This is a genomic window from Amycolatopsis echigonensis, from assembly GCF_002846615.1.
Classification (GTDB): Bacteria; Actinomycetota; Actinomycetes; order Mycobacteriales; family Pseudonocardiaceae; genus Amycolatopsis; species Amycolatopsis echigonensis.
The window spans coordinates 217,076-237,804 of sequence record NZ_PJMY01000002.1; the positions used below are offsets into that span (position 1 = coordinate 217,076).

At 67.7% G+C, this 20,729-nt stretch carries 22 protein-coding genes; 17 read left to right on the top strand and 5 right to left on the bottom strand.

Annotated features, from left to right (window positions below; genetic code table 11):
* Positions 1-65: 65 nt before the first annotated feature.
* From ATK30_RS02640 to groL, 7 genes are all read left to right on the top strand, one after another.
* A complete protein-coding gene (locus ATK30_RS02640) occupies positions 66-1,109 on the top strand; it encodes an FAD-binding oxidoreductase (RefSeq protein ID WP_101434135.1) in 1,044 nt (347 codons plus the stop codon).
* A 70-nt stretch (positions 1,110-1,179) separates the two neighbouring features.
* Positions 1,180-2,283 carry an aromatic/alkene monooxygenase hydroxylase subunit beta gene (locus ATK30_RS02645; protein ID WP_101434136.1) on the top strand — a complete coding sequence of 368 codons (1,104 nt, stop codon included), beginning with the start codon at positions 1,180-1,182 and terminating at the stop codon, positions 2,281-2,283.
* A 5-nt stretch (positions 2,284-2,288) separates the two neighbouring features.
* Positions 2,289-2,627 carry a propane 2-monooxygenase effector subunit MimD gene (gene mimD / locus ATK30_RS02650; RefSeq protein ID WP_101434436.1) on the top strand — a complete coding sequence of 113 codons (339 nt, stop codon included), beginning with the start codon at positions 2,289-2,291 and terminating at the stop codon, positions 2,625-2,627.
* Between the two features lie 95 nt (positions 2,628-2,722).
* Positions 2,723-3,724: an amidohydrolase family protein gene (locus ATK30_RS02655; protein ID WP_101434137.1), complete on the top strand. Its 1,002-nt coding sequence runs from the start codon at positions 2,723-2,725 to the stop codon at positions 3,722-3,724.
* Complete coding sequence (locus ATK30_RS02660; protein ID WP_101434138.1) at positions 3,721-4,452, top strand: metal-sulfur cluster assembly factor; 732 nt, start codon at positions 3,721-3,723, stop codon at positions 4,450-4,452. The genes ATK30_RS02655 and ATK30_RS02660 overlap by 4 nt, the downstream gene beginning before the upstream one ends.
* Complete coding sequence (locus ATK30_RS02665) at positions 4,449-5,474, top strand: NAD(P)-dependent alcohol dehydrogenase (RefSeq protein ID WP_101434139.1); 1,026 nt, start codon at positions 4,449-4,451, stop codon at positions 5,472-5,474. The genes ATK30_RS02660 and ATK30_RS02665 overlap by 4 nt, the downstream gene beginning before the upstream one ends.
* 27 nt (positions 5,475-5,501) lie before the next feature.
* A complete protein-coding gene (gene groL / locus ATK30_RS02670) occupies positions 5,502-7,148 on the top strand; it encodes a chaperonin GroEL (RefSeq protein WP_101434140.1) in 1,647 nt (548 codons plus the stop codon).
* A gap of 55 nt (positions 7,149-7,203) precedes the next feature.
* Here the strand turns inward: groL and ATK30_RS02675 are convergent, their stop codons facing one another.
* Complete coding sequence (locus ATK30_RS02675) at positions 7,204-7,617, bottom strand: enoyl-CoA hydratase-related protein (protein ID WP_101434141.1); 414 nt, start codon at positions 7,615-7,617, stop codon at positions 7,204-7,206.
* Positions 7,618-7,766: 149 nt separating this feature from the next.
* Here ATK30_RS02675 and ATK30_RS44965 point away from each other — a divergent pair, with 149 nt between their 5' ends.
* The 3 genes from ATK30_RS44965 (at position 7,767) to ATK30_RS02680 (ending at position 9,165) form a co-directional block, all read left to right on the top strand.
* Positions 7,767-7,913: a hypothetical protein gene (locus ATK30_RS44965; protein WP_158242443.1), complete on the top strand. Its 147-nt coding sequence runs from the start codon at positions 7,767-7,769 to the stop codon at positions 7,911-7,913.
* 318 nt (positions 7,914-8,231) lie between these two features.
* Positions 8,232-8,549: a nucleoside hydrolase gene (locus ATK30_RS47065; protein ID WP_246369068.1), complete on the top strand. Its 318-nt coding sequence runs from the start codon at positions 8,232-8,234 to the stop codon at positions 8,547-8,549.
* Positions 8,443-9,165, top strand: a complete 723-nt coding sequence (locus ATK30_RS02680) for a nucleoside hydrolase (RefSeq protein ID WP_246369067.1) — start codon at positions 8,443-8,445, stop codon at positions 9,163-9,165. The genes ATK30_RS47065 and ATK30_RS02680 overlap by 107 nt, the downstream gene beginning before the upstream one ends.
* On the opposite strand, the gene ATK30_RS02685 is transcribed toward ATK30_RS02680, so the two are convergent.
* Entirely contained in the window at positions 9,134-10,189 is a 1,056-nt protein-coding gene (locus ATK30_RS02685; RefSeq protein ID WP_101434142.1) for a LacI family DNA-binding transcriptional regulator, read from the bottom strand. The two genes, ATK30_RS02680 and ATK30_RS02685, sit on opposite strands and share 32 nt — an antisense overlap.
* Before the next feature lie 73 nt (positions 10,190-10,262).
* On the opposite strand from ATK30_RS02685, the gene ATK30_RS02690 reads away from it, so the two are divergent.
* From ATK30_RS02690 to ATK30_RS02700, 3 genes are all read left to right on the top strand, one after another.
* Entirely contained in the window at positions 10,263-11,699 is a 1,437-nt protein-coding gene (locus ATK30_RS02690; RefSeq protein WP_208637248.1) for an MFS transporter, read from the top strand.
* Positions 11,696-12,628 carry a ribokinase gene (locus ATK30_RS02695; protein ID WP_279629980.1) on the top strand — a complete coding sequence of 311 codons (933 nt, stop codon included), beginning with the start codon at positions 11,696-11,698 and terminating at the stop codon, positions 12,626-12,628. The genes ATK30_RS02690 and ATK30_RS02695 overlap by 4 nt, the downstream gene beginning before the upstream one ends.
* Positions 12,629-12,886: 258 nt before the next feature.
* Positions 12,887-14,125, top strand: a complete 1,239-nt coding sequence (locus ATK30_RS02700; RefSeq protein WP_101434145.1) for a L,D-transpeptidase — start codon at positions 12,887-12,889, stop codon at positions 14,123-14,125.
* A gap of 987 nt (positions 14,126-15,112) precedes the next feature.
* Here the strand turns inward: ATK30_RS02700 and ATK30_RS02705 are convergent.
* The 3 genes from ATK30_RS02705 to ATK30_RS02715 form a co-directional block, all read right to left on the bottom strand.
* Positions 15,113-15,589, bottom strand: coding sequence for an NUDIX domain-containing protein (locus tag ATK30_RS02705; RefSeq protein WP_101434146.1), 477 nt, complete (start codon positions 15,587-15,589; stop codon positions 15,113-15,115).
* Between the two features lie 5 nt (positions 15,590-15,594).
* Complete coding sequence (locus ATK30_RS02710; protein ID WP_101434147.1) at positions 15,595-16,815, bottom strand: helix-turn-helix domain-containing protein; 1,221 nt, start codon at positions 16,813-16,815, stop codon at positions 15,595-15,597.
* A 200-nt stretch (positions 16,816-17,015) separates the two neighbouring features.
* Complete coding sequence (locus ATK30_RS02715; RefSeq protein ID WP_101434148.1) at positions 17,016-17,372, bottom strand: GntR family transcriptional regulator; 357 nt, start codon at positions 17,370-17,372, stop codon at positions 17,016-17,018.
* Positions 17,373-17,567: 195 nt separating this feature from the next.
* Between ATK30_RS02715 and ATK30_RS02720 the strand changes: the two genes are divergently transcribed.
* Genes ATK30_RS02720 through ATK30_RS02735 form a run of 4 tightly spaced genes read left to right on the top strand, consistent with a single transcriptional unit; the run spans position 17,568 to position 20,642 of the window.
* The gene (locus tag ATK30_RS02720; RefSeq protein ID WP_244194506.1) at positions 17,568-17,822 is read left to right on the top strand and encodes a helix-turn-helix transcriptional regulator; all 255 of its coding nucleotides are present in this window, start codon (positions 17,568-17,570) and stop codon (positions 17,820-17,822) included.
* Complete coding sequence (locus ATK30_RS02725; protein ID WP_101434149.1) at positions 17,822-19,849, top strand: type IV secretory system conjugative DNA transfer family protein; 2,028 nt, start codon at positions 17,822-17,824, stop codon at positions 19,847-19,849. The genes ATK30_RS02720 and ATK30_RS02725 overlap by 1 nt, the downstream gene beginning before the upstream one ends.
* Positions 19,849-20,238, top strand: a complete 390-nt coding sequence (locus ATK30_RS02730) for an SsgA family sporulation/cell division regulator (protein ID WP_101434150.1) — start codon at positions 19,849-19,851, stop codon at positions 20,236-20,238. Before ATK30_RS02725 ends, ATK30_RS02730 begins: the two co-directional genes overlap by 1 nt.
* The gene (locus tag ATK30_RS02735) at positions 20,235-20,642 is read left to right on the top strand and encodes a hypothetical protein (protein ID WP_101434151.1); all 408 of its coding nucleotides are present in this window, start codon (positions 20,235-20,237) and stop codon (positions 20,640-20,642) included. Before ATK30_RS02730 ends, ATK30_RS02735 begins: the two co-directional genes overlap by 4 nt.
* The last annotated feature ends 87 nt before the right edge of the window (positions 20,643-20,729 follow it).

Sequence of the window (20,729 nt, forward strand, 5' to 3'; positions counted from 1 at the left end):
CCGGGTCCCGCGGCCGCGTCCTCGCGGTCCGGTCGCGGGACCCCGCCGGAAGAATCGAGAAACCCATGGGCGACAAGCACCGCATCTCCTTCGAACCGGTCGGTGTCGAGATCGAGGTCACCGAGGACGAGAAGATCCTGGACGCCGCCTTCCGCCAGGGCGTCCACCTCATGCACGGCTGCCGCGAGGGGCAGTGTTCGGCCTGCAAGTCCTATGTGCTCGAAGGCGACCTGCAGATGGAGCGGTATTCGACGTTCGCGTGCAACGACGCGGAGGTCGAGGAAGGCTACCTGCTGCTCTGCCGGGCGCACGCCTACAGCGACTGCACGATCGAGCTGCTGAACTTCGACGAGGACGAGCTGCTCAACTCGGCTCCGCTGCAGGAGATCGCCACCGAGGTCGCCGAGATCGTGCCGCACACCCGCGACATCGTCGGCCTCCGGCTGCGGACCGCGAGCCCGCTCCAGTACAAAGCCGGGCAGTACGCCGAGCTGACCATCCCGGGCACCGAGGACTGCCGGTCCTTCTCGATGGCGACCACGCCCTCGACCGAGGACCACGTGGAATTCCTCATCAAGAAATACCCGGGCGGCCGGTTCTCGGCGTTGCTGGAGGACGGCCTGGCGGTCGGCGATTCCCTGCTGCTGCGCGGACCGTACGGCAACTTCACGCTGAAGAAGGGCCACGTGCTGCCGCTGGTGCTGATGGCGGGCGGCGCGGGAATGGCTCCGGTGCTCAGCCTGCTGCGGCACCTCGCCGAAACGGCCGACCCTCGGCGGATCCGGTTCTACTACGGCGCCCGCACCGCGGCGGATCTGTTCTGCCTGGACGAGATCCGGACGCTGGGGGAGCGGCTGGCCGATTTCGGGTTCGTGGTCGCGCTGTCGGAGTCCGCGGACGGCGCGGGCGAACTCGGCGTGGCCGTCGAACCGGGGATGGTCACCGACGTGGTCGAGGCCCGCGAACCGGAACTGCACCGCGCCGAGGTGTACCTCTGCGGGCCGCCGCCGATGGTCGACGCCGCGCTCGATCTCGCGACAAGGCAAGGGGTTCCGGAGGACCAGGTGTTCTACGACAAGTTCACGACCTCGGTCAGTGACGACCAGTGACAAGCGGAGCTTCGCCCCGCGCCGGGGGCTCCGCCACCCGGACCCCCAAAGACAGTAAGAGGAGAAAGAGATGGCGAGCAGTCAGACAGCGACACGCAGCTTCCCGAAAGTGGAGTTCACCGACTCCGAAGCCGGCGCGCTGGAATTCCCCAGTTCGAAGAGCCGCAGCTACAACTACTTCACGCCCGCCAAGATGCGCGCGACCGTGTACGAGGACGTGACGGTCGACGTGCAGCCCGACCCGGAGCGGCACCTGAGCCAGGGCTGGATCTACGGCTTCGGCGACGGACCCGGCGGCTACCCGCAGGAATGGACGCGGGCGAAATCCTCCAACTGGCACGCGTTCCTCGATCCCAACGAAGAGTGGGAGCAGACGCTCTACCGCAACAACTCCGCGGTAGTGCGCCAAGTCGCGCTGAGCCTGGAGAACGCCAAGCGCGCCGGAGCCTACTCCCACTGGAAGCCGGCGTGGCAGACCTTCATCGCGCGCAACCTGGGCGCGTGGATGCACGCCGAGAACGGCTTGGCGCTGCACGTGTTCACCTCGATCCAGCGCTCCGGGCCGACGAACATGATCAACACCGCCGTCGCGGTCACCGCCGCGCACAAGATGCGCTTCGCCCAGGACCTCGCACTGTTCAACCTGGACCTGTCCGACTCGCTCGAGACCTTCGACGGCGAAACGCACCGGGCGGTCTGGCAGTCGGCGGAGGAATGGCAGCCCACCCGCCGTGTGGTGGAGGAACTGACCGCGGTCGGCGACTGGGCGGAGCTGCTCTTCGGCGCCAACGTCGTGTTCGAGCAACTGGTCGGGCAGCTGTTCCGGTCCGAGCTCGTCATGCAGGTCTCTGCGGCGAACGGCGACTACGTGACGCCGACGCTGGTCGGCACCGGCGAGTACGACTACAGCCGCGACCTCGCCTACACCCGGTCGCTGTTCCAGATGCTCGCCCGCGACGAGGAACACGGCGCCGCCAACAAGGAGCTGTTCGGCGAGTGGCTGTCGACCTGGGTGCCGAGGTGCCTGGCCGCGGCCGAGGCGCTGCAGCCGATCTGGTCGCAGCCGGCGGAGAAGACGCGCACGTTCGCCGATTCGCTCGCCGCGAGCAAGGAGAAGTTCGCCCAGCTCCTCGAGGAGATCGGGCTCGACGTTCCGAAGGAGCTGGACAAGTGAGCGACATGAAGTTCGGCGCGCAGACCGAAATCTCGAACATGTGCGGCGTGACCCTGATGAACACCCCGATCGGCCGGGTGGTCGCCGACGTGATGGGCGCCAAGGACGGGGTCGGGCTGGTCGAATACCCGTCGATGATCCGGGTCGACGGCACCCGGCTGCTCGAATTCGACTACGCCGAGCTGACCGACGCGCTCGGCCAGGAGTTCGACGGCTCGGTCTTCGAGGAGATCAGCTCCACCCACTACGGCCGCATGGTGCACCTCGACGACCGCACCCTGCTCTTCGCCAACCCGGAGGACGCCGCCGAGTACATCGGCTTCGACCTGCTGGCCCAGGGCTGAGGCCGGACCCCGAACTGCGCGGCGGCGGGCCGAGCCGCCCGCCGCCGCGTTCCCACCGCAGCACTGCCGAGCACAACGAAGGGCGAGGATCTCCGATGTACGCGAAGGATGGCGAGCAGTACTACGTCGTCGACGGGCATGTCCACATCTGGGACGCGCGGGAGTCGAACATCAAGAACGTGCACGGGAAGCAGTTCATCGACTGCTTCTACGACTACCACCGCAACCTCAGCCCGGAGGAGGTGACGTGGGACTACGGCACCTACACCTACTACGGCGGCGAGCGGCTGATGAAGGACGTCTTCCAGGACGGCCACGTCGACCACGCGATCTTCCAGGCCACCCTGCTGCGGGACTTCTACCGGAACAACTTCGGCCAGACCGGCGAATGCCTCGACCTGGTGCGCCAGCATCCCGGCAAGCTGACCTACAACCACGCCTACGACCCGCGCGACGGCGAGGCCGGCCTGGAGCAGCTGCGCCGCGACGCCGAACAAATGCAGCTCAAGGGCGTGAAGCTCTACACCGCCGAGTGGCACGGCGACTCCCGCGGCTACCGGCTGGACGACCCGTGGTCGCGGCGCTACCTCGAAGAATGCCTGGAGCTCGGCATCAAGAACATCCACGTCCACAAGGGACCGACGATCCGGCCGCTGGACCGCGACGCGTTCGACGTGGCCGACATCGACCACGTGGCCACCGACTACCTCGACCTGAACTTCATCGTCGAGCACGTCGGCCTGCCCCGGCTGGAGGACTTCTGCTGGATCGCCACCCAGGAGTCCAATGTGTACGGAGGGCTCGCGGTCGCGATGCCGTTCATCCACGCCCGCCCGCGCTACTTCGCGCAGATCATCGGCGAACTGCTGTACTGGCTCGGCGAGGACAAAATCCTCTTCGGCAGCGACTACGCGCTCTGGACGCCGCAGTGGCTGGTGGAGCGGTTCGTGGACTTCCAGATCCCGGAAGACCTTCCGGAGTACCCGCGGATCACCGTGGCGCAGAAGAAAAAGATCCTCGGGCTGAACGCCGCCGCGCTGTACGACCTGGACGTGCCGGCGCAGTTCCGGCTGCCCGCGGAGGCCGGTGCGCGATGACCACCGCCGCGGTTTCCCTGGACGCGCAGGTCCTGTCGGCGCTGGCGACGGTGTTCGACCCCGAGCTGGACCAGCCGGTGACCGAACTCGGCTTCGTCCGCTCGGTCACGATCGACGACGCGGGCGTGGAGGTGCATCTGCGGCTGCCGACCTCGTTCTGCGCGCCGAATTTCGCGTACCTGATGGTTTCGGACGCCTACGACGCGCTCTCGGCGCTTCCGGAGGCGGGCCGGGTCAGGGTGCTGCTGGACGACCACCACGACTCCGTGAAGATCAACAGCGGGCTCGCGGCCGGTGCCGGATACGTCGGAACATTCGGCGTCGAGGCGGAGCGAAGTCTTGACGAACTGCGCCGGACGTTCCAGCGGAAAGCGCATCTCGCCGCGGTCGAACGGTGCTGCCGCGCGGTGCTGGCCGGCGGTGCGTGGACGCTCGAAGAGCTGCCGCTGCTGGAGCTGCTCGACCTGCCGGAAGGCCGGTTGAAGAACGCACTGCTGCGCCGGCGGGAAGCGCTCGGGCTGCCGGCCGACGCGCACGCGCGGGTGGCCGTGGACCACACCGGCCGTCCGGTCGGCAAGCAGGACGCCGCGCTGTGGCTGCGTTTGGCGGCCGCCACCCGCATTTCGATCGAGGGCAACGCGCATTTCTGCCGCGGGCTGCTCGCCACCCGGTACGCGGATCCCGAAGGGGCCGCACCGCTCGTCGTCGACACCAGGAGCCGATCGTGAAAGCCGTCCAGGTCACCGGATACCACCGGAATCTCGAACTCCGCGACGTCGACGAACCGAAGGTCGCCGGCCCGCTCGACGTGGTGGTCAAAGTCGGCGCGGCCGGGGTGTGCCGCACCGACCTGCACATCCTCGAAGGGCAGTGGGCGGAGAAATCCGGCGTCGCGCTGCCTTACACGATCGGGCACGAGAACGCGGGCTGGGTGCACGCCGTCGGCGACGCGGTCACCAACGTCTCGGTGGGGGACAAGGTGATCCTGCACCCGCTCATCACCTGCGGGCTGTGCCGGGCGTGCCGGCGCGGTGACGACGTGCACTGCGAGCAGTCGGATTTCCCCGGCATCGACACGAACGGCGGGTACGCGGAGTACCTCCGCACGTCTGCCCGGTCCTGCGTCAAGCTCGCCGACAACCTCGAACCGGCCGACGTGGCCGCGCTCGCCGACGCCGGGCTCACCGCGCAGCACGCGGCCGCGAAGGCGGCGAAACTGCTGCGTCCCGGCGATGTCTGCGTGATCATCGGCGCGGGCGGGCTCGGTCACATCGGCGTTCAATGCCTGAAAGCGATGAGCGCGGCGACGCTGGTCGTGCTGGACCGCAACCCGGCGGCTTTGGCGCTGGCCAAGGAAATCGGCGCGGACGTCACGATCGTCGCCGACGGGTCTCATGTGGACGCAGTGCTCGACCTGACCTGCGGCCACGGCGCGGAAGCCGTGGTGGACTTCGTCGGCGAAGGCGGCGCGACCGCCGAAGGGGTGCGGATGCTGCGCCGCGCGGGCAATTACTACGTGGTCGGCTACGGCGAGAACCTCGACGTCCCGACCATCGACATCATTTCCACCGAGATCAACTTCGTCGGCAACCTGGTCGGCTCGTACTCCGATCTGCAGGACCTGATGGTGCTGGCCGCCCGCGGCGACGTGAAGCTGCACACCGCGCGGTACCGGCTGGACGACTTCCAGCAGGCGATCGACGATCTCAGCGCCGGCCGGGTCCGCGGCCGCGCGATCCTCATTCCCTGACACCGCAAGGAAAGGACGGAGACCATCATGGCGAAGCAGCTGAGGTTCGGCGTCGACGCGCGGCGACAGCTCGAGCTGGGGGTCAACACCCTGGCCGACGCGGTGAAGGCGACGCTGGGCCCGAAGGGGCGCAACGCGGTGCTGGAGAAGCTGACCGGTCCGCCGACGATCACGAACGACGGGGTGACCATCGCCCGGGAGATCCAGTTGGGCGAGCCGTTCGCGAACATGGGCGCCCAGCTGGTCAAGGAAGTCGCGATGAAGACCAACGGCGCGGTCGGCGACGGCACCACGACCGCCACCGTGCTGGCACAGGCGATGGTGCGCGAGGGCCTGGCCGCGCTGGGCGAGGGCGCGAACCCGATGCGCGTGCGGCGGGGGATCGAGGAGACCGTCGAAGCGGTCGTGGAATACCTGCGGAAGTCCGCGGTCGCGGTGTCCGGCGAAACCGAGCTGGAGCGGATCGCGACGCTCGCGGCCAGCGACGACGAGCGGATCGGCCGGGTGATCGCGCAGGCGCTCGCCGCAGTGGGCCGTGCGGGCGTGGTGGAGATCGAAGAATCGGACCAGCCGGGGCTGAGCGTCGAGCTGGCCGATGGGATCGAGTTCGACCACGGCTACACGTCGCCGTACATGGTCACCGACCGGGACCGGATGGAGGCGAGCTTCGCCGATCCGGTGCTGCTGCTGACCAACAAGAAGATCAGCCAGGTGCAGGACCTGATGCCGACCGTCGAGGCGGCCCGCCGGCTGGACCGGCCGCTGGTGGTGCTGGCGGAGAACGTGGACGGTCCGGCGCTGCAGCTGATCGTGAGCGGGAACGTGCACGGCACGTTCGCGGCGGCGGTGGTCCGCGCGCCGGGCTTCGGGCACCGGCGGATCGCCGAGCTGGAAGACCTCGCCGCGGCGCTCGGCGGACGGGTGGTGAGCGAGGATTCCGGCGTGACGCTGGCCGAGGTCACCGAACGGGACCTGGGCCGCTGCGCGCACATCACCATCACCGAGGACTCGACGACGATCCTCGGCGGCGCCGGAGCCGAGGACGTGGTGCGCGCCCGGATCAGCCAGCTGGAGAAGCAGCTGGAGCGGGCCCGGATCGAGCACGACCAGGACAGCCTGCGGCTGCGGATCGCGCGGCTGTCCGGGCGGATCGCGGTGGTGCGGGTCGGCGCGGCGACCAGTGTCGAGCTGAAGGACCGGATGCTGCGCGTCGAGGATTCCCTGGCCGCGGCCCGGGCCGCGCTCGAGGAAGGCGTCGTCGCGGGCGGCGGTGCGGCGCTGGCCCAAGCGGCGCTTCAGGTGGACTTGGACCTCGACGGCGACGCGGCGCACGGCCGCGACATCGTGTTGCGGGCGCTGGGCGAGCCGTTGCACTGGATCGCGGCCAACGCTGGCTACGAGGGAGCCGAAGTCCGGGAACGCGTCGCGGGACTGGCCAACGGCCAAGGGTTCGACGCGCTGGCCGGCGGGTACTGCGATCTGTTCGCCGCGGGGGTGATCGATCCGTTGAAGGTGACCCGCTCGGCGCTCGAGAGCGCGGCGTCGATCGCGGCCCTGGTGATCACCACCGAGACGGCGGTGGTGGAGGAGGTCATGGTCAACCCGGGTTCGATCATCGCGCCGGGCTTCGGGGACCTCGCCGAGGGCATGGTCCGTCCGTCCAACATCTACTAGGAACCGGGGGTCCCGCGCCGGGTCCGCTTCCTACGGGCGGACCCGGCGCGGTCGACTACGCGGCGGCGTCGGGGCGGGCGTACGCGGCCAGCCGGACAGCGAGGCTGAGCAGCCGTGCGGGCGGGCAGTGGAGATCCACGAGCCCAGCGGCGACCGCGGCGGCCGCGTCGAGCGGCTGCGGCCAGCCGGACGGGTGCACGACACCGCCGGACATGATCCGGAGGTCGGCAGCTTCGGCGAGCGCGTAGCCCGCGCCGATCGCGTCCCCGTTGATGGCGGCGACCACCGGTGCCGGGTGCTCGCGCACGGCAGCCAGCGCGGGGCCCGCCCCGAGATCGGGCGCGAACTGGCGGCCGATTCCGGTCAACACCACCGGACGCCGCCCGGCGTAAGCGAGTGCCGCGACGAGCTGGCCGGTTTCCCCTGCTCGGAAGCGCACCACGACCGTTCCGTTCCGGTATTCCAGCATCCCCGGACCTCCTGGCCTCCTGGGCATCGACGTCGCCGAAGCGTAGGTCGGGCCGAGGCCGGGTTCTGTCTCAGAACGAGATCTCCGCCGGTGTGCCGATGTGGTGCGGTGGTGCGGTGGTGCGGAATCTCCCGGAAAGGTATGTGCTGATGTCCGACGACGATGTTCCCGACCAGCTCTCCTCCGACGGGGCTTCCGCGCACCGCGAATGCCTCGAACGGGCCCGCCGGGCCTTGGCAGGCACCGGATGGGAGATCGAACGGCGCGTTGAGACGAGCGGGATGCGTGCTGGGTAGCCAAGATTGACCTGCCACTGTCCACAAGGGATTCCCGGCTGTCAGTGAGTGAGCATGGCCTGCGCCTTGCCGCGTAGTCCGGAGAACTACCAGGAGCGCAGTGCGAGGATCCGCCCCCGCCCAGTTCCTCCACCGGTGCCATCGCGGTGGCGGCCCGCCGCACCGACGCCTGCTGATGCGCACGTTTTCCCTCCCGGTGAAGTCACCGAGGGTCGGCGAGCGCCTGCCGTGCTCCTCGGACCTTGACAAGCCAAGCGGGGAGTGTAATCGTTTCCGCACCTTAGTGGAAACGATTACGCACCGCGTGAAGGAGTAAGCATGCCCACTCCGGTCATCATCGACTGCGACCCCGGCCACGACGACGTGTTCGCCCTCTGGCTGGCTGCCGGGAACCCGGCGATCGACCTGCTCGGCGTCACGACAGTCGGGGGGAACGGTCGCCTGGAACACACCACGCACAACGCGCGAGTCGCCCTCACCGTGGCCGGCGTCGAGGGCGTGCCGATCGCTGCCGGGGGCGGACAAGCCCTTGCGGCGCGAACTCACCCCGGCGACCTGGATCCACGGGGACAACGCGCTCGGCGGTCCGGTGCTGCCCGCACCCACGGTGCCGCTGGACGAGCGAAGCGCGCTTGAACTGATCGGGGAGATTCTCGAGAGCGCGCCGGCCCCCGTCACCCTCGTCCCGACCGGACCGCTCACCAATATCGCGATGTTGCTGGAGCAGCGCGCCGATCTTCGGGGGAAGATCAAGGAGATCATCTGGATGGGCGGCTCGACGGGGCGGGGGAACGTCGGCGCCTACGCCGAGTTCAACGCCTGGGTCGACCCGGAAGCGGCCGACGTCGTCTTCAAGTCCGGCCTCCCGCTCACGATGGTCGGGCTGAACATCTCGCACCAAGCCCTGATCACCGAAGAGGTGATTCAGTCGATCGGGGCGATCGGGAACGAAACCAGCGCCTTCGGTGTCGAGCTGCTCCGTTTCTTCTGCAGTACCTACGATGCGGTCGAAAGCATGCCGGAAGGGCCGTTGCACGACCCCATCACGATCGCGATCGCGATCGACCGGGCCGTGGCGACCGTGCAGCGGAGCCACGTCGACATCGAGACCAAGGGAGAGTTCACCTCCGGAGCCACGGCGGTCGACCTGCACGACATGCTGAAGAAGGAACCGAACGCCGACGTCGCGATCACGCTGGACGTGCCCAGGTTCTGGCAGCTCATCCGCGAGGCTGTCGCGAACCTGAAGTGACGCCGTGGGACGCCTCCGCCAAGGGTTGGCGACCGGTCGAGCCGCCTTGGCGCAACGTCGTGCGGAGCCGGGTGTGCGACCCGGCGGCGGTCGCGTCGTCGATCTGCCGCATCAGCTGGTTGACCGCGACCTCGGCGATCTTCGCCATCGGCTGCTGCGCCGTCGTCAAGGTCGGACTGCAGATGTCGGCCAGGATCGTGCCGTCGAATCCGGTGATCATGACGTCCTCCGGGACCGACCTCCCCTGGCGGACGAATCCGGCGAGGAGCCCGGTGGCGATGAGGTCGTCACCGGCGATCACCGCGTCCGGCAGCTTCGAACGCCGCATCAGCTGGCTCGCCGCCGACAGGCCGAATTCGAAGAGGTAGCGGTCGATGACCGGCTTCTGCACGGTGAGGCCGAGGCGTTTCGCGCTCGCCGCGAAGGCCTGCCGACGCTCCCGGCCGACTGAGGTCCGATTGTCGGCGCCGACGAATGCGACTGTTTCGGCGCCTTGGCCGGAGACGTGCCGGAGGACCTGGTCGATGCCCGCTGCGTTGTCGACGCCGACAAAAGACAAATCAGCGTCGTCTTCGACTCGGCGATCGACTTGTACGACAGGGAGGCGCTGTGCGACATCGACAATCGTCGGCCGTGACCGGTCGAAGTAGGCGGGGACGACGAAAATTCCCTTCACTCGCCTGCTGGCCAACGCTTCGAGGCGTTCGATCTCGCGGTCGAGTTCGCCGTGCGAGTCCGCGATGAGCAACTTCAGGTTGAATGCCGCCAATTGGTCTTCGAACTCGTGGACGAGGGACGCGTAGAAAGGATTGCTCACCATCGGAACCACGATCCCGACGACGCCGTCGGATCCCTCGCGGAGTGCTTTGCCCAGTACGTTCACCTGATAGCCGAGGCGATCCGCGGTCTCGCGCACGAGGCGCATCGTCGCTTCCGACACCCGGCCCTTGCTGCCGAGTGCGCGCGACGCGGTCGCGATCGAGACGCCGGCGGCGTCGGCGACATCTTGAAGCGAAACCGCCATTGCTACTCCGTAAATTCACACAATGAAACTGCGTCAGTCTACCACATTCATGATCGAAACCGAGGTGCCGACAATGACGTCTGTCAACCGAGCCCGGTCCGGGTCGCCGGTCGCGATATTGATGGTGGCTTTGCTTTCCGCTTGCTTGGCGTTCCAGTTGAACGCAAGCATGCTCAGTCCGGCGCTGGTGTCGATTCAGCGGGAATTGAACGTCAGCGCGGGCGCGGTGGCCGACACGCAAACCGCATTTTTCACCGCCGCCGCCCTGTTCTCGTTGTTTCTTCCCCGGCTCGCCGATATCGTCGGCCGGCGTCGTGCTCTCACCGGCGCGCTGCTCTTGATGGCCGCGGGCTGCGTGCTCGCCGCGCTGGCGACGAATGTCGAAATGCTTTTCGTCGGCCGGGTCATCCAGGGCGCATCCGGCCCCGTCGTCCCGATCTCGCTGGTGATGTTGCGCGTCGAGGTCCGAGAGCCGAAGACGTACGGAACGCTCATGGGGGTGGTCACCGCGGTCAACGGCGGGATCGCCGGATTCGACGCCCTCCTCGGCGGCTACCTCGTGACCGAACACGGATTCCACTCCATCTTCTGGACGATGGGGGCGGTGGCCGTTGTCGCAGCGGTCCTGGTGCGCCTGCTGACCCGCGAATCCTTCGCGAAGGACCGTCGCCGCCTCGACATCGGGGGAACTGTACTGCTCGTCGTCGCCGTCGGCGCGGCACTGATCGCCGTCAACGAACTGGGCAAGCTGCTCAACGCCAACTTGGCTATCGCGCTCGGAACCGTCGTTCTCGCCGCGGTCGCCTTCGCCGTGTTCTGGCTCGTAGAGGGACGTGTCTCCGCTCCCTTGGTCCCGATCTCGCAGCTGCGGGAGCGGGCAACCTGGGCATTGGTCAGCACGACCGCGCTGACTCTGGCCGGCGTCTTCGCGATGATGAACGGCATCCTCCCGGCGCTCGCTCAGGACGGCGCACTCGGGTTCCGCCTCAGTGCCGAAGGAGTGTCGGCTCTCGTCCTCACGCCCTACGCTGTCGCCGGTCTGCTCGTGGGCCCGCTCGCCGGACGGCTCGCCGCGGGTTTCGGCTACCGGACGATGCTGCGGTCGGGCATCGCCGGCGCGTTCATCGGCATGGTCGCCCTGACGTTCGGTGTGGCCGCCACCGCCCCGATCTTTCTGTTCGTCATCGCCGTATGGGTCGGAGTCACCTACGCGGGCGTAGCGAACATCATGCTGAACGGTCTCGGGGTCGTCCTGAGCCCGGCGGACCGCCCGGGTTCCCTACCCGGACTGAATACCGGTGCCTTCAACATCGGTGCCGGCCTCAGCTTTTTGGTGATCTATGCGATCCAGACAGCCGCGACGCCGTCTCCCACAGCCCCGGGCACCGGCTACGTCGCCGCGGCGATCGGCAGCGCGGCGCTTCTGGTCGCCGCCTTCGTCGTCTCGTTCGCGATCCCGCGCCCCGTTTCCGCTGAAGCAGCGGCCACCCCGGCCAGGACTGTCCATTGAGGACCGGCCGGATCCTGAGCGTCGGCTCGGTGAACATCGATCATTGTCTTGGGATGCCGGCGATCCCGAAGCCGGGGGAGACCGTGCTGGCCGAGTCCGTCAGCACCTGCGTGGGAGGCAAGTCCTTCAACCAGGCTGCGGCGGCGCGCCTGCTCGGCGGCGACGTGGAACTCGTCGCGATGGTCGGGGAAGACGACGCCGCGCGTACGGTCAAGGACGAGCTCCGTGAGCTCGGGATCGGTTCGGAGCGGATCCTCGTGCACCGGGAGGAATCGACCGGGTCTGCGTTCATCAGCGTCGACGGGAGCGGTGAGAACTCGATCGTTGTCGTCCCGGGCGCCAATGCGAAAATGGCGGCATGCGGTGAGGCCGATGCCGCGGTCGCGGAAGCAGATGTCGTTCTTCTTGCTTGCGAAATTCCGGTCGATGCGGTCGCTGCCTTCGCCCGGCGTGCCGCGATGACTGGTGCGAAAGTGGTACTCAACCTTTCGCCGTATCGGCCAGTCGCCGAAGAACTCTTCCGGGACTCATTCGTGGTCATCGTCAATGATCACGAACTGGCTCGGTTGCGATCGGACGCCATGCCTCCCGGCACTGCCGAAGATGACGCTGAGACTGCGGCGGCGTTGCGACACATGGGAATCCGCCGCGCCATCGTGACCCGCGGCTCTCGGGGATCGATGCTTGTCGACGCTGACGGGTGCACCAGTATCCCTGCTGTACAGGTGAATGCCGCAGACACGACCGGCTGCGGGGACGCTTTCGCCGGCACCGTCGGATACGGTCTCGCGTGCGGTCTCGATCTCGCCGCAGCGGTCAGGCTGGGTTCCGAGGTGGGAGCGTTCGCGGCGACACGCCCCGGAGCGCGCCCCTCGTATCCGACGATGAGTCAACTGGAAGCGTGGCGCAAGTCGGGCTACCCCAGGTGAAGGTGGTGCACGCCACCGCATCAGCTGGACGACGATCCGGACCGGCGACGCCGAGGCCACCGCCGCGGAACTGCGCGGTCCCCTCGGAGGCTTCTCCCAGCGATCGAGATCCGGGCGTCCTGGCCATTGTGGTCGCGCGCGGTCATGCATCAGCTGCCGACCCGGCGATCGTCGAACGTGTCTCACTGCACCCTGGCCTGTCCAGCGGGGAGCAATGTCACGGCGTCCCGGCTGTGGTCGGCGGTAGTCTCTTGTCGTATGGCACGAGGTGGACAACAGTCTCTGGCGCGCGAGACCGCCCGGCGGATCTTCGGGACGAAAAGATTGGCGGTCGGCGCGATCGTCGCGGTGGCCCTGTCGCTCACTGCCTGCTCGACGTCGAGCTCTCCGTCGGCGGGACCGGCGGGAGGCGCGCCGGCTCCGCGGCCGGTCGCGCAGGTGAGCATCTCGCCTTCGCCGGGTTCCGGGATCAACCCGACGACCCCGGTCGTCGTGCAAGCGGTGCACGGGAAGCTCACCACCGTCACGGTGACGAACGCGAGCAAGGGCAACACGGTCGCTGGCGCCTTGTCGCCGGACGGGGCGAAATGGACCTCCACCGAAGACCTCGCGTACGGGGCCAGCTACCGCGTGGTCGCGGACGCCACCGGCACGGACGGCAAGACCGTGACGCAGCAAAGCACCCTGACGACCGTGAGCCCGGCCGCGCAGGCGTTCCCGGCGTTGACCCCGGCGCCGCCCGCGCCCGGACTGACCTTCGGCGTCGGCCAGATCATCGGGGTGTCCTTCGACCACAAGGTCACCGACCGCGCCGCGGCCGAAAACGCGCTCACGGTCACCACGACGCCCTCGCAGCCAGGTAGCTGGCACTGGATCGACGACCGGACCCTGCACTACCGGCCGCCGTCCTATTGGCAGCCTGGCACCACCGTGAAGCTGGACGCGAAGCTGTACGGCGTCAATTTGGGCTCGGGCGTGTACGGCAAAACGGACCGGTCGGCTACTTACCACATCCACGACTCCTGGATCGCGAAAGCGGACGGTGCGACCGATCAGATGCAAATCGTGCACAACGGCGCGGTCGTCGGCACGATGCCGATCAGCATGGGTAAGGACGCCACCCCGACCCACAGCGGTCCGCACGTCATTTCCGACAAACAGCAACAAGTCGTCATGGACTCGTGCACCTACGGGGTCTGCCCGCCTTCGCCGAAGGCGTACAAGTCGACCGAGTTCTGGGCAGAACGGATCTCGAACGACGGAGAGTTCGTGCACGAGAACCCGGCGAGCGTCGGGGCGCAAGGCAGCACCAACGTGTCGCACGGATGCATCAACCTGAACCCGCAGAACGCGCAGATCTTCTTCAACGAGTTCGGCCTCGGCGACGTCGTGGAGGCGGTCAACACGCCTGGCGGGCCGTTGCCGATCTACGACACCTACGGGGACTGGGAACTCAACTGGACGCAATGGCAAGCGGGCAGCGCTCTGCACCACTGAAACCGGAACCTGACCAGGTGTCTGGCGCGAGAGTCATTAAAGACCCCGTCAAGCTATGGATTACGTGGTCGGGTCTGGCCCTTGGCATGCTCGGGTTCGTCGCATGGGGTCTCATTGCCGGAGATTTTCGGTGGGCATGGATCCCGATCGGGGTAATAGGTGCCCTTCGAATTGTTCCGTTTTCGATAATCGACGGCCGAGTCAAGGCGACGTAGCCAGTCTCGAGAAGCAGGCTTCGGGACGGAGGCCCTGGTGTGCACAAGGTCGCGCGCCAGGGCCAATTCTCACTTTGCAGACGAGCGACGTTGCGCAGTCGACGGTGTGTCGGCGGGCAGTTCCGGGCCTGTGGCCGAATGCGCGGGCTTGCGGCGCAGGCGCTCGGCGGTGACCGCACAACCGCCCGGCCCGGCTGTTCCGCGTCGAACCGCTGCCACGCGCGTCCACTGGCGTGCCGGATCGCTTCGTCAACTCGGCGAATTGTTCTGCGTGAGCGGTGACGGGTGGTCCTGCGGATGCCCCTTGCTGCCAGTCCGAACCCCCCACCGTGCAGGCGAAGATCATCGTGGGTGAACCAGGCGCTCAGCGCCCGGTAGTTGTTGTAGCAGCGGACCGTGCGCGGGCTCTTGTTCTCCGCCTCGAGTGACATGGCCCACTCGTCGATCAACGCCTGTCAGGGCACCGGAGCGGGGACCAGGGCTCGGGTGCGCAGGTGAAAGTCCTCAAATAGGAGGGTCACTGAGCGCCACGCCAGCTCCCGCGCCGCGTCGGACGGCACGAAAAAGGGGCAGAACCCGCAGGTCCAGCCCCTCTCGGTCGGGATGACAGGATTTGAACCTGCGACCCTCCGCTCCCAAAGACCTGGTTTGCCGGGTTGTTAGGTCACCCGAAGTTGCTTACGTGCTGGTCAGCGCGATATGAGCAACCCTCGCGAAGCTTGGAAACAGCACGAACTGAGACGGAAACTGAGACGGCTCAGGCGGGCAGTCCTCACTCGGTGGGCGCGCCGAGCGCGGGCTCGCCGTGTTCGAGGTAGACCGTCGTACTCGACTTATGCGCCTTGAATGCCTGTGACAGTCGTCGGGCGAGCCTCGGGATTAGATAGTCGTCAAGCTTCGAGACGGGCACCCACTCCCAGTGGTCGAGTTCCTGCCCGTCAAGGGTTATCCGGTGTTCGTCGTCCCCGAGCGGGCCGCAGTCGAAGACGTACAGCAGCTTGTCGCCTTCCTTCTCGTTCGGAGCCCAGTCCTGGACGAGGAGATGGACAGGCGCGCGGTCGAGACTGAGTTCCTCGCGAAGCTCCCGCTGGCAGGCACCTGCAGGCGATTCGCCGCGGTCGACGTAACCGCCCGGGATGTCCCAGCGGTTGCCGTACGTCTTGCGGACTAGCAGCACACGGTCGCCATCAACGAACAACGCCCCGGCGGCGACCCGGGGCGTTGCGAACTTCTCGGTTGGATCGCTCATGATCCCTACCCTACGACCCGCATCCTGCGGGCGAGCTGGTCTAGCTCGAAGGACGGCTTACCGGGCGCGTTGCGGACCCAGTTCAGTACGAGCTGGCGGCTCAGGTAGTGGTGCCTCACCTGGTCGGGAGCCTTGCGTTCCGCGTCGAGCACGGTACTCAATGCCATATCGGCCCGTCCGGAGCTGTTGTACGCGCGGGCGACATCCAGCAAGTGCCGAACCTGGCGCTCGGCTGGCAGCGCGCTCGTGTCGAGCGTTGGTCCGAGGTCGAGCGCGACCTGGATATCGCCCAGCTCCATCGCAGTGTTGACGCGGTGTATGGCGACGTTGGTTGGTCCGAACGCCGTCCATAGGTAGTTGCTATCCGTGCCGAGCCGACGTGCGGCGTCGTCTGCCTCGGCGAGATAGCTCCTGGTTGTGGTTCGGTCGTCGGACCTGGCTGCGGCCATCGAACCGGCAAGGAAGAGCGTCCCGTAGGCGGAAAGCACCTCGCCGTCTCCGGTGCCGACGTGCGGCTCAAGATATGCAGCTCCCGCCTCCGTCAGACGCATTGCTGGCTCGTGTCGACCGGTAGAAAGAAGAGCGAACGCTACCGATCGGAACAGCGAGCCAGTGATCGCGTGATTGTCCGACTGCTGCGCTGCCGCCAGGCCGCGCTCGGCGGCCATCCAGGCGAGATCCGACTCGCCGAGCTTGGTGAGAACTGACGCCCCAGCTTGGTAGCTCAGGGCCAGCAGTTCATGCGCACGAATTCGTTGGTCTCCTTCGTACTGGCGGGCAGCGAGTAGCGCGTCGGCCAGGAGGAGCGGTGCTCTGCCAGCTGCGAATCCGAACCGAGAGTTTTGATAAGCGTCGAACACCGATCGAAGCTCTGAGGCTAGAGCGTCGAGGCTTGGAGGTTCGGCGTCATCGGACGTTGCGCTCAGGATCGGCGTGAGCTGGCGGTAGTCCATCAGAGCGGCGCGGAGCGCCGGCACGGTTGATGTTCCGCTGTCTGGTGTCCAGTCGAGGAGCGCTGGCTCACCGATCAGGTCTCCTAGCGCAACGTCGAGCGCGTCGGCTAAACGACGGATCACAGAAAGTCGATCCAGCTCTGCGCGGTTGTTTTCCGCCTTGCGGAGCCATTCTCCGGTGCGACCGACGAGCCCGGCGAGCGCTTCCTGTGACATGCCGCGGCGTCGGCGGTACCACGCAACGCGCTCGCCGATGGTCAGGTTCTCCGTCATTCCTCGCATGCCATCACCCTCCCCGTTGCCTCTCGAACGTACCGGGAAAGTTTTTCCCGGGCGTTCCCGCAAACCGGTTCAAAGCTGAGCTCATGCGAAACCAGCGATACCAAGCGGTCGCCGATCCTCCGGGTACTGCTGCGGTACCGAGGAGGCACAGCTACGTCCGGAACTTCTGCGACGCACGACGAGGAAGGGACTCAAAGCCCGCGCGACTCGATGCGATCCAGCCGCTGCCTGAGCTCGGCCACTTCTGCGCGGAGTTCGGTGAGTTCGCTTACGAACTGACCAAACTCGTCGCTCTTGGGAGAGGCGGTAGCGGGGCCCTGTCCGACAAACGAGCCCTTTCCCTGGTGGGAGACGACCAGCTGTGCCGAGCGCAGCTGCTCAAGTGCCCGCTTGACTGTCTCCGTGCCCACGCCGTATTCGGCGGCCAGCTCGCGCTGAGTCGGCAGTTGGTCTCCGGGCGAGAGGTCGCCCGCCTCGATCTGCCTGCGAATCCCGTCCGCGACGCGCAGGTAGCCGGCGCGCGGATCGCTCAAGTCGATGCCGTCCATAGCCGCGAGTCTAGGAGCAAAGCCAGCCAAGACGGCGAAGTTGGCCAAACTAGGTTGTCTATGACGTCTAAGACGTCTAAGCTGTCTGTATTCTCAAGTTCTGCGGATGCCTCCGCAGTTTCCGTTCAACAGCAAGAGACCCCGGCCGGTGCTGCAACACCGACCGGGGCGCACATCGAAACCCTGGGAGTAACGATGCAGGTTGAGGCTACCCGGCTGTACCGGGTCCGAACGGTCGCTGACGAGCTCGACGTCTCTGTCGCGACGATCTACCGCGCAGTGGAGTCTGGCGCGCTGAAGGCAATCCGCCTGGGCACAGGGAAAGGCGCCGTACGAATTCCCGGTAAGGCCATCGAGGAGTACCTCGACGCATGCGCCTCTGCGGCCGCAACCCGAATTGGTCGCGGGGCTGAGGACGTGTGGGGGGCTTCGGCTGGGGGTGCTGCCTGATGCGCACGTTCTTTGCCGCCGTGGTGGCGGGTGTGTTGATTTTCTTGGGCGCGGCGATGGCGGACTGGCACATGAAGGTCGCCGTGGTGTGGCCGTGGTTCGTGGTCGCGGGCGCTGTGGTGGCGTTGTTCCGGCTGGTGGAGCTGACGCGTGGCAATGTGGCGCGGTTGATGGTCGGGCTCGCTGGTCTGGCGGTCGTGACGGTGTGGTTCGCGATCGAGGCTCCGGACGCCACGCCGGGTTATGACGTGTGGCCGTGGGGTTTGGCCGGGGTGCCGGTGCTGGTGGTCGCCGGAGTGATGGCGGTGCAGGCGCGCGGCGGGTCGCGGGGGTTGATCGGTCGGTGGTCGCGGCGTTCGCGGCGCAACGGCGGGACGGCGTCGCGGTGGCAGATCTTCCGGGTGGCGTCGAAGTTCGCGATGAAGCGCAAGGCGAAGGTGTTGAAGCCGTCGTTGCGCCGGGCGATGTGGTGGAGCCGCTGGCGGGTTCCGGTGACGGAGTACGCGACCGCGGTCGTGCGGGTGGGTCGGCAGCGGATCTGGTCCCCTGTGGAGGACGTGACGTTGCGGTTCGGCGGCCCGCGCTCGGGCAAGACCGGAGAGTTGACGTGCCGGATCCTGGACGCGCCGGGCGCGGTGATCGCAACCTCGACGCGAACGGATCTCATCGACCTGACGGAGAAGCTGCGGTCGCAGCGGGGGCCGACGTACGTGTTCAACCCGAGCGGACTCGGCAAGCTGGAATCGACGATCACGTTCGACCCGCTGGCCGGGTGCGACAACCCGGTGACCGCGACTCACCGCGGGAGCGACTTGCTGCCCGACAGCGGTGCGGGCGAGGAACGCGAGCACTGGGTGTCGCAAGCCCGTCGTGCGCTGGCCGCGTTGCTGCACGCGGCGGCGCTGGGCGAGCTGACGATGCGGGACGTCCTCAGCTGGGTCTCCGATCCGGAAGAGGCCGCGGACGAGGTGCTGCGGCTGCTGCGCCGTTCGCCGGAACCGGCGTTCGAGAAGGCCGCACAGCAGTTCCTGACGACGAACGACCGGACCCGGTCGTCGATCACAACGACGATCATGCCCGCGCTGGGCTGGCTGACCGATCCGAACGCGTCGGCTGCGGCGGCACCGGGCGGCAGTTTCGATGTCGAGCAGCTGCTGGCAGACCGGGGCACGGTGTACATGCTCGGCGCAGACGAGGGCCACACCGCTCCACTGGTCGCGGCGTTGACCTCGCACATCGCCCGGGAGGCCCGTCGGGTCGCGTCCGAGTCGCCGGGCGGGCGGCTGGATCCGGCGTTGACGCTGGTCCTGGACGAGGCGGCGCTGGTGTCGCCGGTGCCGTTGCCGAAGTGGACCGCGGACATGGGCGGGCGCAACATCACCATCCACATCGGAGCCCAGTCCCGTGCACAGCTCATCGAGCGGTGGGGTGCGACCGGGTGCGCGACGATCATGACGAACTCGGCGACATTGCTGGTGCTGTCGAACCAGAAGGACCCGGACGACCTGCAGGCGTATTCGCTGCTGACCGCGGATCGGCACGAGAAGGTCGAGAACGAGGACGCTGACGGGCATGTGACCGGCCGGACTCCGCAGCGGGTTCCGGTGCTCACGCCGGGGCAGATCTCGCAGCTGCCCAAGCTGCATGCGGTGGTCATCCGGCAGGGCATGCCGGCGGCGATCGGGAAACTGCAGATGGCGTGGAAGCGCGCCGACGTTAAGGCCGTCGAGCGTCAGGAGCGCTGGAGCGAGTTCGCTGAGCGCCACGCCGCCCGTATTGAGCGGTGGCAAGACCGCCGCGACGAGTTCGCGATCCGGGTGGGCGCCTTCGTGGACGCACTGGCCGACCGGGTTGAGCCGTGGCTGGAGCGGGTCGATGCCTGGTTCGACGCTCGCGCTGAGGCCCGCCGGCAGGCGCGCAGGGCGGCGCGGGTGCGGGTCTCGGAGCAGGACCACGCCGAGCCGATGGTGCGCGCCGACGCGCTGCGTGTTGACGCTGCTCCCGCCGAGCCGGGGGAGGGCGAGTGATGGACGCGATCACCATCCAGTTGCCGGTGTTGCTGGAGTCCGGGAACACGACCATCGCTGCCAGCTACCGGCGGGACGACCCCTACGCGGTCACGCTCGGGTTCGACGCTGTCCGGCCGGGGGCGGAGTGGGTGCTGGCTCGCGACCTGTTCTGCGACGCCTTGATCTACGGGCAGGCCGGAGGCAAGCCCGGGGACGTGACGGTCACCGTCCGCGGCGACCTGGTCGTGCTGGGCTTGTCCACTCCGGACGGAGCCGCCGCGGCGGTCTTCCGCCGCGACGACGTCGCCGACTTCATCGGCCAGACCCACCAGATCGTCCGCGCGGGACAGGAAACAGCGGAACTGGACTGGTCCGACACCGCCGAGTTCCCGGGGGTGTCGCTGTGAACCCGACGAACCCGGACGACCTGTTCGCCCCGGCGACCGATGCCGAACGGCGGACCTGGCAGCTGCGGGCGCACGCGGCACTCGCCATCGTGCTGTCCCGAGCCGCGGCTGCCGGGCTGGATCCGGTGACGTGGACGCTGACCGATCTCGGCGGCCTGTACGGGCGGATCAACGAATACGGCCGGGTCCTGACGGAAGACCAGGCCCGGGAGCGGTTCGCCCAGTGGGTGGAGTTCCTCGCCCTGAGCACGAACCCCCGCTCCGCCCGGCCGGAGTCGGCGGCGTTGCGCGCAGTGGGCTCGCTAGCCGCACGGGACGGCGGATCCGTCGTGGTCGTGCTCAGCGCCTTCCTGCCCGACCACCACGACCCGGACGGGCTCCACCCGGCCGGCGAGGAGTGCTGAGCCGTGCCCGCGCCCAAAGCCCCGTGGGAGATCCACGACCACGTCACCCGCGAAAACGAACGCATCGCCCGCGAACGACGCGAGAGG

Coding starts and splice junctions, on each gene's coding strand:
- ATK30_RS02685 (WP_101434142.1), bottom strand. CDS start 10,189: ATGGCGGTTTCGCTTCAAGATGTCGCCGACGCCGCCGGCGTCTCGATC.
- ATK30_RS02660 (WP_101434138.1), top strand. CDS start 3,721: ATGACCACCGCCGCGGTTTCCCTGGACGCGCAGGTCCTGTCGGCGCTG.
- ATK30_RS02700 (WP_101434145.1), top strand. CDS start 12,887: ATGGCACGAGGTGGACAACAGTCTCTGGCGCGCGAGACCGCCCGGCGG.
- ATK30_RS02675 (WP_101434141.1), bottom strand. CDS start 7,617: ATGCTGGAATACCGGAACGGAACGGTCGTGGTGCGCTTCCGAGCAGGG.
- ATK30_RS02645 (WP_101434136.1), top strand. CDS start 1,180: ATGGCGAGCAGTCAGACAGCGACACGCAGCTTCCCGAAAGTGGAGTTC.
- ATK30_RS02690 (WP_208637248.1), top strand. CDS start 10,263: ATGACGTCTGTCAACCGAGCCCGGTCCGGGTCGCCGGTCGCGATATTG.
- ATK30_RS02705 (WP_101434146.1), bottom strand. CDS start 15,589: ATGAGCGATCCAACCGAGAAGTTCGCAACGCCCCGGGTCGCCGCCGGG.
- ATK30_RS02720 (WP_244194506.1), top strand. CDS start 17,568: ATGCAGGTTGAGGCTACCCGGCTGTACCGGGTCCGAACGGTCGCTGAC.
- ATK30_RS02715 (WP_101434148.1), bottom strand. CDS start 17,372: ATGGACGGCATCGACTTGAGCGATCCGCGCGCCGGCTACCTGCGCGTC.
- ATK30_RS44965 (WP_158242443.1), top strand. CDS start 7,767: ATGTCCGACGACGATGTTCCCGACCAGCTCTCCTCCGACGGGGCTTCC.
- ATK30_RS02725 (WP_101434149.1), top strand. CDS start 17,822: ATGCGCACGTTCTTTGCCGCCGTGGTGGCGGGTGTGTTGATTTTCTTG.
- ATK30_RS02640 (WP_101434135.1), top strand. CDS start 66: ATGGGCGACAAGCACCGCATCTCCTTCGAACCGGTCGGTGTCGAGATC.
- ATK30_RS02730 (WP_101434150.1), top strand. CDS start 19,849: ATGGACGCGATCACCATCCAGTTGCCGGTGTTGCTGGAGTCCGGGAAC.
- ATK30_RS02710 (WP_101434147.1), bottom strand. CDS start 16,815: ATGACGGAGAACCTGACCATCGGCGAGCGCGTTGCGTGGTACCGCCGA.
- mimD (WP_101434436.1), top strand. CDS start 2,289: ATGAAGTTCGGCGCGCAGACCGAAATCTCGAACATGTGCGGCGTGACC.
- ATK30_RS47065 (WP_246369068.1), top strand. CDS start 8,232: ATGCCCACTCCGGTCATCATCGACTGCGACCCCGGCCACGACGACGTG.
- ATK30_RS02655 (WP_101434137.1), top strand. CDS start 2,723: ATGTACGCGAAGGATGGCGAGCAGTACTACGTCGTCGACGGGCATGTC.
- groL (WP_101434140.1), top strand. CDS start 5,502: ATGGCGAAGCAGCTGAGGTTCGGCGTCGACGCGCGGCGACAGCTCGAG.